Origin of the sequence: Sphingobacterium sp. SRCM116780 (assembly GCF_021442025.1) — a bacterium.
Taxonomy (GTDB): domain Bacteria; phylum Bacteroidota; class Bacteroidia; order Sphingobacteriales; family Sphingobacteriaceae; genus Sphingobacterium.
In genome coordinates this window covers 2,787,024-2,805,056 of the sequence record NZ_CP090446.1, presented here as the reverse complement: position 1 = coordinate 2,805,056, position 18,033 = coordinate 2,787,024, and the positions used below count along the sequence as shown (strand labels likewise).

Sequence of the window (18,033 nt, the reverse complement as noted above, 5' to 3'; positions counted from 1 at the left end):
ATCACAAGCGTTAGCAATATATATCGAAAGTATACAAACATTAATTATCCTGGTATCTAAGTAAACTCCTCAATTGACTCAATATTCTTTCAGCAAGGGTCAATTCTTCTGTGACGATATCGGCTGTTCCACTCAACTCTTTGTCAAATGCAATCGTTTTATGATACGAAGTTTGCAATCCATTTGGCAAACCTACCTCGACATAGTATTTACTATCTTTATCCTGCAACGAAGCGATGGACTTGATTTTCCCTTGTACTATTCCATATTCCTGATACTTGTAGTTATCTAGCTTAATCAACACCTTTTGATTTATTTTTATCTTTCCTTGATTTTGGGCTCCTATATGCATTTGCCCTACCGTTACCTGTCTATTATTCGGCAGTATACTGAGCAACGTACTTCCCGCTTTTACAAATTGTTTCTCTCCTAAAAACTGCAGGTAACTTAATGTTCCATCTATGGACGCATAGATCAGGTAATTTTTTTCCCATTGACGTAGCGCTTTCTTAAGTTTTTCAAGCAATAAGATAGATGCGGATGAATAGGAAGTTTTCTCTTTAACAATATTCACATCTGCACCAGATTTCAATTTTTTAAAATTTAAAATGGTCTCTTCCAGCTGGGCAATAGAAATTTCTGTGTTTTTAAAGTTCTTTTGTGCCTCCAATAATTTTACTTTTTCGTTTTCAAGTTCCAGAGGAGATATCACACCTTCATGCTGCAGCGATTCAGAGCGTTTATAATTTTTTTCGGTCAGCTGAAGCTTGCTTGATTCCAATATATGCTGTTGCTTCAGATTAGCGATACGTTCTTTATAATCTGTAATACCTTTTAAGGCCGTAATTTCTTCTGCAGCATACGGTTGCAAACTGGTAAATAAGATCTCTTCTTCCAGCGCCTTGGCAAAAGCATTATAATCTTCCTGCACTTCTCCCAATCTAAAACTTGACACAAGCTGCAATGGAAATTTGGAAAGCTGCTTTGTAGAGATTGAATCGAGAATTCCCTTCAATTGATGGATATCTTCATCGTCTGCCGATGACTCCAATACCATTAGTAAATCTCCCTTTTTTACTGTTTTTTGATCCTTTGCAATCAGCTTTTCAATCCGTGAATCTATCCTAATCTCAATTTTTTCTGGTGGATTTTGAGAAGATATAATAATGGTTGATGGAATGAATTCTGGATATTTAATGATGCAGGCCAGTAAAAAAAACAAAAGAATTATACCCAAAACAACTAAGCTCCCCCAGCGGATAAGCCAATTTGGTGGTGTCTCCAAAACCTCTTGTACCTGCTCAGAACGCAGATTAATATTGTCCAATATGTTGTCTTTAGTTTCCAAGTTCCAATTGATTTTTTACTAATCGATAATATTCTCCTTTTAGGGACACAAGGTGTTCATGATTGCCTTCCTCTACCACTTTACCTTTATCCAGTACGATTATTTTATCTGCGTTTTTTACCGTTGATAACCGATGGGCTATAATAACAGCTGTACGTCCTTTTAGAAACTGATTCAAATTATCTGTTATTACTTTTTCTGTATTTGCATCTAGCGCAGAAGTAGCTTCATCAAAAAACACATACTGCGGTGATTTATACACTGCCCGCGCGATTAACATCCTTTGGCGCTGGCCTCCACTAATACCGAGTCCCTCATAACCTATTTTGGTATTATAACTTATGGGCAATGACTCAATAAAATCTTTAATATGTGCGATCTCAACCGCGTGCTTTAATTTGTGTTTATCTACGGTAATATTACCCATCGCGATATTATTCGCTATACTTTCATTGAAAATGTAACCATCTTGCATCACCACACCGCAGGTAGCACGCCACATGCTTGGAGCAATATGACGGATATCAGTCTGACCGATCTTAATTTCACCTTCATCTGCATCGTAAAACTTTGTTAAGAGTTTCATGAGAGTCGTTTTTCCAGAACCGCTTGCGCCTACAATAGCCGTTGTTTTTTCATAAGGAATTATCAGGTTTAACTCTTCAAATACAGGATTAGTTGATCCTTTATAGCGAAATGTCAAATTGGACACGGAAATATCCTGCGCTGGTATCTCGGACGCATAGCTATTATCCATCCGTTCCTCATCATCCTTTCCATGGATTTCGTTCAATCGCTCCAATGCAATTTTAGCATCTTGAGATTGTCGGATAAAGTTCATAAACTGTATTAATGGACTATTTAATTGTCCAATAATGTATTGGACAGAAAGCATCATCCCTAAAGTCAACTGACCTTCTACCACTAAGCTTGCCGCAACAAAACTGATGAATACATCTTTGAGTTGATTGATAATATTCCCGCCGATTGTCTGTACCTGTTCCAGCTTAAGGGCTTTAATTTTAATTCGGAAAACTTTTATCTGAATTCCTTCCCATTGCCAGCGTTTATTGGTTTCGGCATTATTCATTTTGATTTCCTGCATACCATTGATCAGTTCCATGACCTGTCCTTGCTCTTCGGCTAATTGGGAGAATTGCTTATAGTCTAATTCTCTTCTCTTTTTCAGAAAAAATGCAATCCAAAAGAAGTAAAGAATAGCACCAACCAAGTAAAGTAGAAAAAGCTTATAGCTATAAAGAAGAAGAACAACACCAAAAACTAAAAAGTTGATGAGTGAAAAGATCGTCTGTAAAGAATTATTGGTCAGTAATTGTTCGATTCGACCATGATCAGCGATGCGCTGCATGATATCTGCTGTCACCCTGGAATCAAAAAAATTAATAGGCAGGCGCATCAGTTTAATGAAGAAATCAGATACGATGGATATATTAATCCGCGAGGAAAGGTGTAACAAAATCCATCCTCGGATGACCTCTATCCCCATTTGTCCGATATAGAGCATAATCTGAGCAAATAGCACCAGATAGATAAAATTTAAGTCCTGATTCTGAATCCCTATATCTACTATACTCTGTGTTAGAAATGGGAAAACCAAGGATAGTAAACTTCCTCCGATCAACCCAAAAGCCAATTGAATGATAAAGGATTTATACTTGAAAAAATAGTGCTTCAGATAGCTTGTTATCGAAAAGGTTTTGTCAGAAACATTTTGTTGTTGGTCAAAACGTGTTGTTGTTTCTACGACGAGTGCAATCCCTTCTTCTGTTGTATCGGTAGCACCTTTGCCTATCCAGTGATTTAAAAACTCTTCTTCTGAATAACTGATCAAGCCATAACTTGGGTCTGAAACATGTATGCGATAGCCTTGACGTTTTTTTTCAATCTTATAGACAACAACAAAGTGTTGTTTCATCCAAAACACAACACATGGAAGTGGGGCATCTTCAACAAGTGTCTTAAAATCTATTTTTACAGAAAGGGTTTTAAATCCGATGGATTCAGCAGCTTTACTTAATCCCAAAAGACTTGAACCTTCACGTGTTGTTTCGGCCAAATCGCGAAGCATTTGAAGTGGTAAAATTTTTCCATAATATTTGCTGATAATACGGAGACAGGTCGGTCCACAATCTTTGGAATCTGGCTGTTTATAGAATGGAAATTTTGCCATATTTATTCTTTCACTGTCAATTGTTCAAAACCATAATGTGCTATTGCTTGCTGCTTCAGCGGATTCAATGACCAGTCTGACCATTCATTGCTGTACGGATCATAGCCACATTTCAAGGGTTTTGAGATATCTAAACCTAATTTATTATCATGTGAACGTTCTGTAAAAGCTCTGCAATCGGTACACACATTTCTAAACTCACAATCTTTACAGACCATAACTTCATCTTTCGTCAGGTGCCAATATTGCTGAACAGCATCTTGTTGTAAAACCTGTTCTAAAGTCATTTCGTTTATATTACCAAAAGACTGTGGCATTGCTGGACAATTTTTAATATTGCCATTGATATCAATCCCAAGCTTTTTGTGAAGACAGGAATTGTGGTTTATAGCCTCCAAAACCTTAGGCATATTCGTACTGAAGTCATCCACGTTTACTTTTCCACAGGAATTAATTGATAGTATATCTTCCGTAAAATCTAGCATAAATTTGTAGCTGGTATTCGCAATCACAGGAACCTCTTCACATTGATAAAATACCAAATGATAAATGCGCTGGCTTTGATCTTGAACAGCTTGAAGAAAATCGGCATTGATTGCCGTGGAATAAGCCGAATATATTTCTAAACCTTCTAAAGGTGTATTTTCAAAAGTGCCGTCAAAATCGATCAAGTCCTGTGAAGATGCTGCACTTCTACAAAAAACAACCAAATGCTTAATATTTAGGTTGACTATAGAGTGTATTAACGTTTCTGATAGCGCTAATTTTTCAACTTCTATAAATAAATTGGAGATCAATTGATAATCGTGGTATGCATAAGATAAGGGTGGAAAATTTTTGTCCCAATCACCTTCAGTTATAAAACCATATTCTTTTTCCAATAAATAATCTACATATTCTTGGACAATAATTTTGGATTCGGAATCATAATTTTCAAGTACCGATTCAATGGAAGTAGATTTTAATTCTGCTATAAGCTCATGTAATTCCAAAGGATATAATTTAGAAATATTTCTTCCTAAATCGGAAATCAGTATACGATTATATCCCTTAGTTATAAAGATATCACTGTACAAATTAAAGAATCTCATATCAGTCTCGTCAATCGTTTAAATGGTTTTGTCCGTAACAAATAATCTGTTTGATAGGTTGAACATTTCAGATAATGTGATGAACTTGAATTATTCGAACTTTTACCACCATACAACTCCATGTATTCAAAGGTCAATGGAAGTTTGTTCTTTTCTTTTATGATCAGGTCTTTTACTTTTTCTTCCATATTACAAGTATGCTGCTATTTCTCTTTCTAATCCATAGTTGCAGGTATTTGACATCCCTAAGAATTGGCCGATTGCATTAATTTCTAAAAAATAAAACGTATCACCGGATTTGATAAAATCCAAAGAGCCCGAGTTTAAATCTAATGCCTGCATCAATACATCAATTTTATGCTCTACTTCCAGAGGAAGGTTATACCGCACATTTCTATTGGGGATTTTGCTGTTGTATCTTCTATGATCAATCTTGGTTTTTTCATCGTTTTGTGAAATAATGGCTGTCGAGTAAATTTTTCCATTTAAATAGAAACTTCGGATCTCAAAATCTTTTTCGATCTTATCTTGAAAAAAAGAAATAAAGAAGTTCGACGCTTTCTTTTGTTCAATAACCGATGTATACATAATTCCATTTTGGTTTTCTTGGATCTGATCTATTATTGGCGTTCCAGAGATGGGTTTTACTATGGTTTGATTGATGATCACATCTTCCATATCCTCAGCCAAAAAATAGGGTGGTACATCCAGTCCTACTTCTTTTGCTTTTTCTAAAACCAATAGTTTGTTTACATGGCTGTTACTTTCCTTGTTGATATGTTTTTTTCCTTCCAAAGACTTGATCACATAATCCATTAACCAGTGTTGTACCTCAAACATATAGCGATCTATAGCTGGATTCTGATACTTTAACGTATCAAATGCTATACCTCCTCTTCGATACCAAACAGCCCTTATCTCATCAAGAAAAAATTGATTGCGATGACTTTTTAAAAGGATTCTTTTTTTTACAGCTTTGATTTCAAACACCTCATCTTCATGAATGCGAATAAATGGCTTATTCATGGCAATAAGCCACTTTATGACCGTTGTAGTCGTGATTTCATTGTTTTTAGAGATTATTAAAATCATAAATTTGAATGGTATCGTACTTTTTGAGAATAGCAACCTTTTTCTAAAACACAAGCTGCTTTTGCAAACAAAAGCAGCTTGTGTTTTAGAAAAGTATTTGATTAAAATTGAAGTTCAGCTTAATCTAAGTGGGGAAATCCTCCTTCTCTGATCCATACTCTTGACAAGTATGCGCCTCCATTTCCATCATAAACATCTACATCATAGCAACCATGCGCATCAACGAAGTTTGATTGTATTTCATAAAAACCTCCGCCACCGGACATCGCTAACCCACCGATGATATTCATATCGACTTTCTTCTTTTCCAAAGTAGAAAAATCCTTCATTCCTATTAACTTTTTCATTTTCTTAAAATTTAAGATTAGCAACCTGAACAATCAAAATGTCTAGCACGCCATTTACCATCATAATAATAATCGACATCTTGACATCCATTTTCATCGAGAAAATTAGACTGAATAAACTGAGGGCCACCAGCTAAACTACCCAACACAGCTTTAGAATTTTCTAAGTCTAGTTTTTTGTTTTCTAAAGAAGAGAAACTCTTCATTCCGTTTAATTTTTTCATTTTTTAAAAATTATAATTAACAAATTGAATACCTTAATACTCGTGTTTCTTAAAATTAATCAATAAGTCAAGTGTCTTTTTGGGTAATAAATATTCGATAGGTATTTATAGACTTTCGCATACTTTTAAGTGATATTCGTTTCATCAATAATTTACCCTGATTGATCATGCTACATTGCATGTCCATTATAAGATTTGTAATGCTCGAATATATATATCACAATCAAATGAAGCATCAGCAATTTATCGTGCGTGAATTTATTTTAGTTTAGTTATCAATATATTGCGTAATACTATCACGTTTAGGATTGAACAGCATTCCGTTGGATGTTACTTTTTGGAGAGTAGCAACGAGAAATCAGTTTGAAGATTTTGAATTTTATATACTTAGAAAGTTGACCTTATTTTACAACACTATGAACCTGATACTGATTCAGCGTATGTTGTAGGTCAGCAATATAAAGTTCCAGTTCTTGCTTCGTATCTGCACTTAACCGCAGTTGAGTTGCAAACATATATTTACGGGACAGTTTTCCATCTTTTGTTTGAATTTGAAAACGTCCAGTATAACCATTTTGCCGAGCGGCAGTTTCTATGGAGAAAACAACCAGATCAATATCTGATAACGAATAAGACTTGGTCCATAAACTATTTACTTTAAAGCGCTTGTTTTCGATACTAAAAGGCTTTGGATTGACACCTGATTTCCTTAAAATCCATAGGAATAGTTGAATACCTACAGCAAAAAGTATAACAGCCCATAAAAACCAATAATTGGTGGAGTAGGAGGTCTTGGCATTCACCAATTCTGTTTTTTTGATCGTTGCCATATGATCTGTACGAACGAGTTTTCGAATTTCTTCTGTCTGGATTTTTGGTGATAGAAGGGCATCAACCGTAGCTTTATCGGTAATACGATAAATGGTTTGACCAACCAGCTGTGTATCGCCAAGTTGATCAAAGTAATAATAGTTACTTCCATTTTTCCAAACCGATCCATAATTATAATTGACCATACCTATCTTTTCCCATGTTCCTGTCGTGGGTTCATCTAGCCTATAGATATGCGTTGATTTGGATTTAAGTCCAGGATTTCTTCTACCTCCCCAAAAGTCACTTGTCTCTGTATAGAGAATTTGCTGACCATCAGAAAAAATCAACGGTGCGATTTCTTTAAATTTTCCACTGTTAAACGGATTGTCTTTGACTCTCAAAACCTTATTTTCCTCCTTATCAAAGTAGAATATCCCATCTTTGCTTAGAAATAACGTATGATAAACATGTCCGCCATGTAAAGACAATACATGATAGGGGGCATGCTGCTTTTCGAAAGCAATATCATTGACATATGCCATACCCTGTTTAGGGTCGATGAGATAATTTTCTTGATTTTGCGCATCAATAACGATCGCGTATAGATCCGCATTATCTTGGAGTGGTAGTCGGGTATTTTTATAATATACGTGTTGACCATCAGCTAGATAGATTTCACTGTCACGGATATCACCATCGTTGTATAATTTTGGAATCTGTCTAAGATGTTCCGAATTTGCTTGGGGCAGAATTTTTCCTTCGTAGTAAGATAAGGGACCATTCGTAGCAATATCTGTATTCAAGATTGCACGATAAGGAGTTGCAGTGGTTTTCAGCTTAAAGAAGGGATAAATATAGGTCTGGGGCTTATCATCCGTAATTCCTAAACCATACTGCATCCGCTGGTTTAATTCTGAAACGATGGATAATGCATCATTGTTGACACTCATCATCGCACAGTAACACGTTTGCTTGCCATCACTAAAGTAATCATTGCCAATTGCTTTAGCTGTAGAGGGATTGAGATCTTCGACAATTAGGTTTCCGCAGTAGGCGTGATGTTTATCTACACCGAACTGACGGTTTTGGTAGTTGTCATCCAACAACCTAAAACTGCTAGGGTCAGCCCCCTTGATCAGATAATTACCATTACTTGGTACGGATGCATATATCTGGTTGTTGTACTTCTTAAATATACCCCCTATATCCTGTCCGTTACGATCGATATCCATACTATTCGGACCTTTGGAGTCCGATAGCAACAAGGATGCTATAAGTAACAATGAAAACGTGACGGCAACAATAGCCACCGTTATGCCAATACGTTTAATCATGTTTACGTTCATTCTTTAATTTTAGCACTTAAATTAGCATTCCGTATCCTCACGACTATTAGCCGAAAGATGCCTAGCTTCTTCGCCTTTGAGTTCATCAAAAACGTATTTCTGAAATAGCTCTTGGTATTAGATATTCCCAAAATATACATAAGATGACAGCGTTCGAAGATTGCTTTTGTAATTTTCCTAATTTATTAAAATTACTGTAATTATTTATCCCCACCTGTTTTAAGTGTTCCAACGGATCACTTAAATCCTTTTTAAGTAAGATTACATTGGTTAAAATTTGTTATTAAATTTTTAAGCAATTGCTCCACTCAAGTAACATTATTTTAAAATCGAATTTAGGTTATTAATAAATTAGACATGCTGCTATAAGCTAAGGCTGATGTTCTACATATTTTTTGAAACTGTCTAATAGCGCTTGCCAACCTAAAGAAGTCGCTGGTTAGTAAGTATGGCTTCTCTTATGAGTAATTATAGAAAATCCCCAGATTGATTCTTAAGCTTTACTTTTCCATCTCTGAATATATAGTCGAACTTATTTCCCTTATTGTCTTCAAAATCATAGTTCTTATCACTTTTACTAGTTCTCCGAAACGTTGCGACATCGGGAACCTGTATGATTTCGGTACCATTATATACGTGGTTTTTGTCTTTGCCTATCGATAGATGCATATGTTGATATGTTGCAGGGTCGGCATCTTTGATAATTTCCTCCTGATAGTACACCTGATTTTTATCTTTTGCTATAAAAAATGTGCTGGACAGGAAGAGTATTTCAAAGGATGTAGCATCCGCATCTTTGGTTCTAAAAGGTTGTCCATCTACAATCACGGCATCATTGATACATACAACTGTGTTATCGAGTACGCGTATATTTTTTATTATATCAAAATGCTGGTCAAATAGGCTGTTTTGATAGTAAAGTAATGTTTTATTGTCAAGCAAAATATAGGAATCTGTTAGTGAGTCCACAGTTGTAGCCGTAAATTTGGTCGGTGTACATGTATTACCATCATGTATATACACGCTATTTTTGTCTTTAGAAAACCGTTTGTTGATAATTTTAAAGGACTGGTAATCTACTTCTAGCGGTTCGTTATTATAAAAATACCTGTTCTTGTCTTTAGCAAACTCGTAATACGGTTTTGTGAGCTTGACATAAGTCTGTGGATCTGCTAATGGAATGATGCTCCATTCGTGACTATGAGGAGAATTATAAGCGATGTCATAGCTATTGTCGTGATATACATGGTTCTTATCCTTAAAAATACCATGCGCTATAGAAAAGGAATGGTAATCTACTTGAGGTTGTTTATAACCTTTGTAATAGATATGAGATTTGTCTTTTCCTACATCTTCAGATAATACCTGAAACGTGTTTTTATCAGCATCTGTTTTAACGGATCCTCTTTCAAACCAATTTCCTCCAGGGGTATAGCATATTTCACCGCTTTTGAGATAGTAATTCTGTGATAAGGGATCTACTTGTTCACCGCAGGAAAGAAAGATTCCTAACAGCGAGAATAACAATATACGATATAGATTTTTTTTCATTGATAAGTCCGATACACTGCTATAAGTTATGGTTGCAGTTCCACATATTTTTTAAAATTATCTAGTATCGCTTGCCAACCTGCACGTTGCATTTCTTCGGTATGCGTTGTCTCAATCTCAAAACTTTGAACGATCGTAACGGTATTATTATTTTCTAAAAATTTTGTACTTACTTCTCTATGATCTTGTAAGGTATAGGCGATGTGCTCTAATGGTTTAATTTCATCATATGTTCCTCCAAAGTCAAACCCAAAACTTTTATCTTTTGCAGCCATATGAAAGCTGAATTTGCCCCCAGGAGTGAGGTCATTGGTTGCTGAAGTAGTTTCCCAATCATCACTTGCTGCATTCCATTTGACAATATGTTCAGGAAGTGTAAATAGCTCCCACACAAATGCTAATGGGGCATGAATATCAGTACTAATCGTTATTGTTGACATAAGGATATGTGTAATAAATGAATATTTATAAAGGTAATTGATTTTTTAATTGTCATCAAAAGCTAAACTCTTCCAGTTTTCTTTTTTAAGATATTTGATCATGAGTAAGAAAATAATCCAAGCGATAATAGCAAGCGCCCAAATGATCATTTCATAATCACGAATGATGATATGTAAGTATCCAATTAATGCTAATAGTCCGAAAACTAATATATTGATGAGCACTCTACTTTTTCCATTTTCTGTTGCTTGAGAAAATGGAAATGATTTTACTAAAAAGAGCATGACCAAAACACTTTCGATCCCACCAATTGCTGTCGCTAATAGAATGTCATTGGTGACATGTGGTCCAAAAAGGGGCACACAGATGATCAAGAAAATGAGATTGAAAGGAATAAAATATTTTAAAAAGGCAGATTTCAATACTCCCGACATCAATTCGCCTGTTTGCTGAATGGGTGCTGCATAATAAATCCATGCAGCTTTATATTTTTCACTTTTGGTGATTAATTGAAAAACGCTCAGTACGGTTAATAACGACAAGTAGAAAATTAAAATGTAGTTTCCAGTTGCATTCATATGATCTAAGCGTTCAGCCAATGTACTATCTTTACCTTGCAATAACAGAAAAACACAATAGATGGGTAAATAAGCCATCGTAGGATACAGTTGCATTTTAAATTCTCTGGAACGTGCTGTGATGAGCCAAATGATTGAAAAGCCAGCTTTTTCTATGGGGCCACTGGTAAATATCTTTTCAATCTTTTTATAGAATGGAATCTTTCTGGCATCATATGTTGCCATCTTTTCGGTTGGAAGATCACCGCCTGCGAGTTGTGCTATTTTAGTGTTAAAATCCTTTGAGAATAATTGTGACGAACCAAAAAAGGCAATAATAAGCAAGATGATGGTAAGCGCAAAAAATAACCAGATTAACATACTGAAATCTTTTACTAGCAACGCTTGAAAAGAAGCTATCCATGTTCCAGGAGATAACCAAAGTAATTTTAGATCATGGACTTTGGTTTTTCCTTCTGTAACACTTTGCATAACTCTCGGGCCTATTTGATAGCCTAAAAAAACAAAAATGGAAAAGAATATTTGCATATAACCTATGGTATCCTTGAATTTTTGGATGGATAAAAATCGGAGACATAGGGAATAAAAAATATTGACAAAAAAAACAGCTACAAGTGCAGCTATTATAATTTGAATGAGAAAAAAGATGGAGGATAAGATATCCCAGCTGATGAAAACATAGATAATACTCGGTAATGTGATCGCTATCAATTGCGTTGAAATCTTAACCATCATATAGAGTATTCTCGAAAATGCAACCGTTTTATCCGAAACTGGTCTAGGAAGGATAATATATTGATCTTTCGTATCCAATAAAATGTTCGAAAAATCAGAGATTAATGAAAGGGATAGCATCCCCAATGTTAGTGTCAGGAATAAAGAGGTTGCTAAGAATTTGTCTGGCACAGTGACAAATGCTAGGAACATCAAACCCATCAAGGAAAATATAAAGAATTGAAACCAGGTAGAATATTGAGATGGTTTTCTATTTTGTTTTCTTGAAAATGAGGTTAAAGGACGACGATCGTCCAGGGTTAATTTTGTTTGCAATATTAATCTCAATTGTGCGACATCAATACCCATACTTGCCCATAGTTTGCTGAAAAGCAAAATAAATTTCAACGTTAGTTTTTGCATGTTATCTAATTACAATTAACGAATGGCTGAAATAATGTTGGAGGCATCGACGAGTCCATTTTCTTTTCCGGTGAGTTTTGAAAAGATCTGTTCCAAAGAGTCTGATTGATTTGTTTTTAATTGTTCAAAACTACCATCAGCAATGATGTTTCCTTCTGAAATTAACAAAATTCGGTCGGATACTTTTTCGACGACATCCATCATGTGGGAACAATAAAAGATTGTCTTACCCTCTTTTGCCAATAAAGAAATCAATTCTTTAACAATGATAACCGCATTCGCATCTAATCCTGATAAAGGTTCATCTAAAATGATGATTTGTGGATTGTGGATAATACCTGATATGAGGAGTACTTTTTGACGCATACCTTTGGAAAAGGTATCCATCCTGTTGTTTATATTTGCTTCTAAACCAAAAGCGGTCAATAATTGTTGAGCTCTTTGTTGAATGAGTGTATCTTCCATCCCGTATAATTTGCCGACAAAGTCTAGGTATTCCATTGGAGTAAGTACATCATAGAGTTCTGCATTTTCAGGAACATATCCAATTTGACTTTTCACCGCTAACGGATTTTCTTTGATATCAATATCGTTGATATACACTTCACCTTCGAAATCATTAATTAAGCCCGTTAAAACCTTTACGGTAGTTGATTTTCCCGCCCCATTTGGTCCGATATAACCAATAACTTGACCTGGATAGACATCTAAATTAATTCCTTTTAATATTTCTTTTGTACCATAAGATTTTCGAAGATTAGAAATTCTAATGGTAGGTTTGTTGATTTCCATACACTATAATATTATAAGCTAAAGATATAAAATTTGAAAGCTTATTTAGTGAAATTTTATAAATAGGAAATCAGCGCTAATAATAGGTAGCTAATTCTTAGAAAACGAAATAAGCGTCATCTCAAACGGAATAGGAGATGACGCTTATGTAGTTTGTTTGAAGGAGTTGATTTGTTTTATATACTTAATCGTAGTTGATCGGATAGCCTTCTTCATCGAGATCATCTTGTAGATCTTCTGGAGTTTCTGATAGTAATTTGTCCAGCGGATTCAATTTGACTTCTCCTTCTATGCGCATGCCATCCCCATCCAAATCATCCTCTATCAGATCATCCAAATCCGCATATTCATCCCCAACATACGGGTTTGAATTGTCGTATGTTGAATCGTCATCAATGGCTCCTTCTGCAACAGTTTCATAATCACTTGGATGATCGTAATCTGGGTCATCATCGTCTACGTCTAATTCGAAAGACTTTTTATCAGCATCGTATGCCAATTGATCCGGATTTGAAGTTTTAAATTCGTTATCCTCTTCGTTTTTCTTATTTTGTTTTGACATTTTTATCTCTCCTTTTCTATATAAGAAAAAACAAAGGAGGAGAAGAAAAGTTTAAAAAATTATGCTTCGATTTTGATGCCATATTCAGTTAATAAGCCTGGTAGACTGGACAAAGAAAATTTTGCTTTTTTTAGTTTATTTCTATTGGGGGAGATGACCACATTTAGTGCATTTCGAAAATCCACTTGTTCGAGGTTTGTTTGATCAAAGATTGCTTGATTCAAATCAGAAGAATTAAAAGATGAATTCGTCAAATCTGATTCTGAAAAATCTACTTCTCGCAATTGGCAATTTGTAAAGTTTGTGTTTTTGATTTTCAACTGGTAAAAAGATGCATGATCGATATTACAATTTTGGAAAGTAAAGGAGAGACCAAAACTATTGCATTGATTGAACTGTAATCCTAATAATTTACAGTTCTGGAAGAGCACCTGCTGAAAGGATGTTCCTAACAATTCTGCTAATGAAAAATTGCAATCAATGAAGGTGCAATCTGCAAAAATACTATTGTTTAATTTACAATTTGAGAAATCACAGCTTTCAAAAGTACAATTGTCATATTCTGCTTGTTCGAAAATATTCTTTTTATAATCGATAGAGCTGAATTTTTCGCTCTCATAATATCCAGTAGTCATATTCAAAAGTAAAGAATTTAAATCAAGAATATACGGAAAGTTGCTTCTCTAATTCTAGATTTTATACTCAAGAATACAGTAAATGTTAGTGGTTGAGAGACCTTCAATATTTAGCAAGTTTTAAACAAATTGCCAGATGTTATTCAACAACAATAATTACGGGAAGATGATCGACAGGAATATTTATTGACTTTGCGATAAAACAAAAACTATTTGCTTTGGCATGTAATTCTTTAGCTAGTGTTACATGTTCGGATCCTCTAATCCAAACTGTTGGGTGAAGTGTAATCTTTGTGAATTGGCCAGCGCCAGATTTTTCCTCTGTTAGTATTCCAATAGGTTGATCTTCGTATCGTTCTACGAGAATGCCTGATACTGCACAAAAATGTAAATACCAAAGCATATGACAGCTTGATACTGCGCTTAAGAATAAATCTTCGGGATTATGCCTGGTTGGATCACCTAAAAATGCAGGGTCTGATGAACCTAAGATTGTCGCTTTCGAGGGTAGCTTGATTTCAAAATCCCTTTTATAATCTTGGTAAGATAAGGTGTCCTTACCCATATTACCTGTCCAAATTAGTTTTTGCTGATAGTGATGTTCTTTTGCCATAATTAAAAAAATACAAAAAGCTAAACGTATCCCGTTTAGCTTTTGTAATTTACGAATTTAAAATCTTTATTTATGTGGGTTAACATCAACATTGATCATCCAATGGATGCCAAATTGATCTGTCAGCATACCGAAATAAGCTCCCCAGAACGTTTGACTCATAGGCATTGTTTGCGCACCATTTGTTGATAGAGCTGCATATAATCGATCAGCTTCTGTAGTTTCAGTGCTATTGATTGATAGTGTAATGTTTGTACCTTTTACAAAGGGACCACCGCCACAAGATTCATCCATGCTGTCACTGCCCATCAAAACGCTTTCTCCATCAATAGGTAAAGAAACATGCATGATTCTATTTGCTTGTTCTGGCGATAAAGCCTCTTGGCCTTCTGCAGGTGGCATTTCACCAAATCTACCAACATATTGGAATTCTTTTTTGAAAACACCTTTATAGAAATTAAATGCTTCTTCGCAATTTCCGTCAAATGTCAAATAGGGATTAATTGTTGTCATGATTTATTATTTGTTAGTTTCTAAATTTGTTTTTAATCGTTGTAATCCTACTTCCAGATCACCACCTAGCATTTTGTCAAAATCCATGCAGAGTAACATGAGGTTCATTGGATAATTCATGTGACCATCAAATCCCCAGCTTACTTTTGTCGCCGTTGGAGATACTGGTTCGGTAATCATGTAGGCTTTATCTTTTGATTCAAAAGGTTTGATGAATCTGATCTCAAAGTCAATACGTTTTCCATTATCGATTTTTAAGATCTCTTGTTCCCCTTTTCCCACACTATCCAATTTACTGTCCCAAGCAGAGATAAATCCAACTGTACCATCGGTCCCCGAGTACGTTTTTTGCATATTGGGATCCATCATTGCCCATTTACTGAAAAAATCTTGATTACGTAAGTATTTAATGTAATCAAATACTTCTTGATTTGGTTTGTTGATGGTGATTTCTCGTTTAACAGCATAATCTTTTTTAATGAATAAAGCTGTTACTAACAGGATTGCTACAAGAACGAGTAACCCAATTAGGATTCTTTTTAAAATTTTCATAATTTAAAGTTTATTTAATCTAAGATAATACTTCTTTTGGAAATTTATCAGCAATTAAATTTAAGTTTATCCCATGTTCAAGATAGGCTTTACATCCGTCTAAGACTGTTGTGAATCCACCTGTTGAATCCATTAATATCTTCGTCAATTCGTCACCTGATTCTGAGAATCCCTTCTGTTTAATGACAACATAGGTGCTCTCTGGAGAAAGAGATTTAAAATTGAATTCGACTTCTGTTGCAGGTTCTCCCCAAAGCACGACAATTTTTTCATTTGGAATAATATCTTGAACAGTAGCCGGGCTTTTGACCCCATACATTTCCCACTCCCAAATACTGGTTTTGCCTAATTCCAGTTTCCCTGAACTTTTGGTAAACCAAAAATGAATGGTGATCTCAGGATCAATAAATGCTTGAAAAACTTCTGAAGCAGGTTTTCTAATTAGCATTTGTGCTTCTACATATAGTTTATTTTCCATGGGGGTATACTATTGAATTTGTTTTAAATAATTAATGATACCAATCACATCTGATTCTCCAAAACCAGCATTATGTGCTTTTTGATAGCTATCGATTAAAACAGCGCTCATCGGAGTATTGACACCCTCTTTTTTAGCGAGGTTGATATCTTTCAGCATCAGATCTAACGCAAAAGCTGGTCGATAGTCGTCTTGTAATAGGAGTGGGGTTTTAACTTTGGTGGCTCCACTACCACTTGCACTTTCATTGATAATGGCTAACATATCTTCTCTTGCAATACCACTTTTTTCTGCAAATAAAACGGTTTCTGCTAGTCCTTGATAAATGATGGATAGGAAGTAGTTAATAGCAAGCTTTGCAGCAATACCACTTCCTACAGGACCCAAATGTTTAATCGCTTTACCCAGTTTTTGTAAATAGGGTAACGCTTCTTCTATATCCTTTTCTTCTCCTCCAGCCATAATAATCAGCGTTCCTTCTTTTGCAGGGGCTGTACTTCCTGCTACTGGAGCGTCAATAAATCGCGCCTGTCGTTCTTGTATTTCTTGTGCAATTTTTAAAGATAGTCCTTTGGAAATGGTACTCATATCAATGAATAATTTCTCTGAAAGATCCTCAAGTGTAAATATTTGCTGAAAAAGGTCAGTAATTGCTTGGTCGTTTGTCACCATTGTGAAGATGATATCACAATTTTTAACCAATTCTATCGCACTGATATAGACTTCTGATTGATCGATAAAGGGTTCTGCTTTGGTTACGGTTCTGTTGTAAACGGATAAGGAAAATCCAGCATTTTCGAGGTTCTTCGCCATCGGAAGTCCCATGTTTCCTAACCCAATCCAACCGATTTTTTTACTATGCATATCTCTGAATTTATTACTAAATATAACAACTATTTTTTGAGTTGGTTTTTATATGCTGTTGGGGTCATATTTTTTTTCTTTTTAAAGAAATGTGTTAAATGACTATCATCGATAAAACCCAATTCTTCAGCAATTTGCTTCATTGTATATAAGCCTGTTCGAATTCTTGATTCAATGATTTCTAATCGATAGCTATCAATATAGTTCTTGTAAGTCATATCAAAAGTTCTTTTGAAAAAAGCACTGAAATAATTGATCGAGATATGAAACGAGGCTGCGACCGTTTTAATTTGAGTTTGTTGTGGGCTATAGATGTTTTGTTCAATATAAGCGACGAGTTCATCTTTCAAGGTCTCTTTCTCATCTCCCGGAGGAATGATTTTTTGTGTTTTCTCCAGAATAGCAAAAAGAGAAAGTAGTTGAAAATAGGCTAATGAATTGCTGTTCAATTCATCTTTCTTTTGAATGAGTAATAGATTTTCTAGGGTATTGCGAAGGAAAAGAAGAGATTTATTGGAGAAGCTTAGTTTTTCTCTCTTGAATTGATCCAATTGAACAAGATGATTGGGGGAGTAGGTTAATCTAAAATCATCTAAGAATGTATTCTGGTTTTTGAAATATGTTGGATCAAATTGAATGGATACCATTCTGCTATTTTTCTTGACCTCAAAAACAAAAATATCTTCTGTAGAAAATAGGAAAAGATCATCTTCGCCATACTTATGTTTAAAAGAAGAGCAATGTAGATTACCCTTTCCTTTGAAAATAAAAATAAGGTGGTTATAACCGTTTGATGTTGATTTTAACTTTGATTTTTCTTCAATTTCTTCAACAATTAAAGATGGTCTGAATTGCTCTTTCATCT

General features: G+C 35.0%; 20 protein-coding genes. All 20 read right to left on the bottom strand.

Going from position 1 to position 18,033, the window contains the following annotated elements; all coding sequences use genetic code 11:
* Positions 1–40: 40 nt before the first annotated feature.
* Positions 41–1,348: an HlyD family secretion protein gene (locus LZQ00_RS12055; protein ID WP_234509544.1), complete on the bottom strand. Its 1,308-nt coding sequence runs from the start codon at positions 1,346–1,348 to the stop codon at positions 41–43.
* Positions 1,338–3,539 (bottom strand): peptidase domain-containing ABC transporter, encoded by a 2,202-nt coding sequence (locus tag LZQ00_RS12050; protein ID WP_234509543.1) that lies wholly within the window; start codon positions 3,537–3,539, stop codon positions 1,338–1,340. The genes LZQ00_RS12055 and LZQ00_RS12050 overlap by 11 nt, the downstream gene beginning before the upstream one ends.
* A 2-nt stretch (positions 3,540–3,541) precedes the next feature.
* Positions 3,542–4,630, bottom strand: a complete 1,089-nt coding sequence (gene gwsS / locus LZQ00_RS12045) for a grasp-with-spasm system SPASM domain peptide maturase (protein ID WP_234509542.1) — start codon at positions 4,628–4,630, stop codon at positions 3,542–3,544.
* Positions 4,627–4,818: a hypothetical protein gene (locus LZQ00_RS12040; protein WP_234509541.1), complete on the bottom strand. Its 192-nt coding sequence runs from the start codon at positions 4,816–4,818 to the stop codon at positions 4,627–4,629. The genes gwsS and LZQ00_RS12040 overlap by 4 nt, the downstream gene beginning before the upstream one ends.
* Before the next feature lies 1 nt (position 4,819).
* Positions 4,820–5,722, bottom strand: a complete 903-nt coding sequence (gwsG, locus tag LZQ00_RS12035; protein ID WP_234509540.1) for a grasp-with-spasm system ATP-grasp peptide maturase — start codon at positions 5,720–5,722, stop codon at positions 4,820–4,822.
* A 119-nt stretch (positions 5,723–5,841) separates the two neighbouring features.
* Positions 5,842–6,069, bottom strand: a complete 228-nt coding sequence (locus LZQ00_RS12030) for a TIGR04139 family peptide modification target (protein ID WP_234509539.1) — start codon at positions 6,067–6,069, stop codon at positions 5,842–5,844.
* Positions 6,070–6,086: 17 nt separating this feature from the next.
* The gene (locus LZQ00_RS12025) at positions 6,087–6,293 is read right to left on the bottom strand and encodes a TIGR04139 family peptide modification target (RefSeq protein WP_234509538.1); all 207 of its coding nucleotides are present in this window, start codon (positions 6,291–6,293) and stop codon (positions 6,087–6,089) included.
* Positions 6,294–6,694: 401 nt separating this feature from the next.
* Positions 6,695–8,440 carry a DKNYY domain-containing protein gene (locus LZQ00_RS12020; protein ID WP_234509537.1) on the bottom strand — a complete coding sequence of 582 codons (1,746 nt, stop codon included), beginning with the start codon at positions 8,438–8,440 and terminating at the stop codon, positions 6,695–6,697.
* A 480-nt stretch (positions 8,441–8,920) separates the two neighbouring features.
* On the bottom strand, positions 8,921–10,003 hold the full coding sequence (locus tag LZQ00_RS12015) for a DKNYY domain-containing protein (RefSeq protein ID WP_234509536.1): 1,083 nt from the start codon (positions 10,001–10,003) through the stop codon (positions 8,921–8,923).
* A gap of 26 nt (positions 10,004–10,029) precedes the next feature.
* Entirely contained in the window at positions 10,030–10,443 is a 414-nt protein-coding gene (locus LZQ00_RS12010; protein ID WP_234509535.1) for an SRPBCC domain-containing protein, read from the bottom strand.
* 45 nt (positions 10,444–10,488) lie between these two features.
* Positions 10,489–12,159 carry a hypothetical protein gene (locus LZQ00_RS12005; RefSeq protein WP_234509534.1) on the bottom strand — a complete coding sequence of 557 codons (1,671 nt, stop codon included), beginning with the start codon at positions 12,157–12,159 and terminating at the stop codon, positions 10,489–10,491.
* A gap of 15 nt (positions 12,160–12,174) precedes the next feature.
* Entirely contained in the window at positions 12,175–12,951 is a 777-nt protein-coding gene (locus LZQ00_RS12000) for an ABC transporter ATP-binding protein (protein WP_234509533.1), read from the bottom strand.
* Between the two features lie 184 nt (positions 12,952–13,135).
* Positions 13,136–13,513, bottom strand: a complete 378-nt coding sequence (locus LZQ00_RS11995) for a hypothetical protein (protein ID WP_234509532.1) — start codon at positions 13,511–13,513, stop codon at positions 13,136–13,138.
* Positions 13,514–13,572: 59 nt separating this feature from the next.
* The gene (locus tag LZQ00_RS11990) at positions 13,573–14,148 is read right to left on the bottom strand and encodes a pentapeptide repeat-containing protein (protein WP_234509531.1); all 576 of its coding nucleotides are present in this window, start codon (positions 14,146–14,148) and stop codon (positions 13,573–13,575) included.
* 139 nt (positions 14,149–14,287) lie between these two features.
* Positions 14,288–14,761, bottom strand: coding sequence for an OsmC family protein (locus LZQ00_RS11985; RefSeq protein WP_234509530.1), 474 nt, complete (start codon positions 14,759–14,761; stop codon positions 14,288–14,290).
* Between the two features lie 66 nt (positions 14,762–14,827).
* Positions 14,828–15,274 (bottom strand): VOC family protein, encoded by a 447-nt coding sequence (locus tag LZQ00_RS11980; RefSeq protein ID WP_234509529.1) that lies wholly within the window; start codon positions 15,272–15,274, stop codon positions 14,828–14,830.
* 6 nt (positions 15,275–15,280) lie between these two features.
* Positions 15,281–15,826, bottom strand: a complete 546-nt coding sequence (locus LZQ00_RS11975; protein WP_234509528.1) for an SRPBCC family protein — start codon at positions 15,824–15,826, stop codon at positions 15,281–15,283.
* Positions 15,827–15,845: 19 nt separating this feature from the next.
* Entirely contained in the window at positions 15,846–16,304 is a 459-nt protein-coding gene (locus LZQ00_RS11970; protein WP_234509527.1) for an SRPBCC family protein, read from the bottom strand.
* A gap of 9 nt (positions 16,305–16,313) precedes the next feature.
* Positions 16,314–17,192: an NAD(P)-dependent oxidoreductase gene (locus LZQ00_RS11965; protein ID WP_262910934.1), complete on the bottom strand. Its 879-nt coding sequence runs from the start codon at positions 17,190–17,192 to the stop codon at positions 16,314–16,316.
* A gap of 5 nt (positions 17,193–17,197) precedes the next feature.
* Positions 17,198–18,031: a helix-turn-helix domain-containing protein gene (locus tag LZQ00_RS11960; RefSeq protein ID WP_234509525.1), complete on the bottom strand. Its 834-nt coding sequence runs from the start codon at positions 18,029–18,031 to the stop codon at positions 17,198–17,200.
* Between the last annotated feature and the right edge of the window lie 2 nt (positions 18,032–18,033).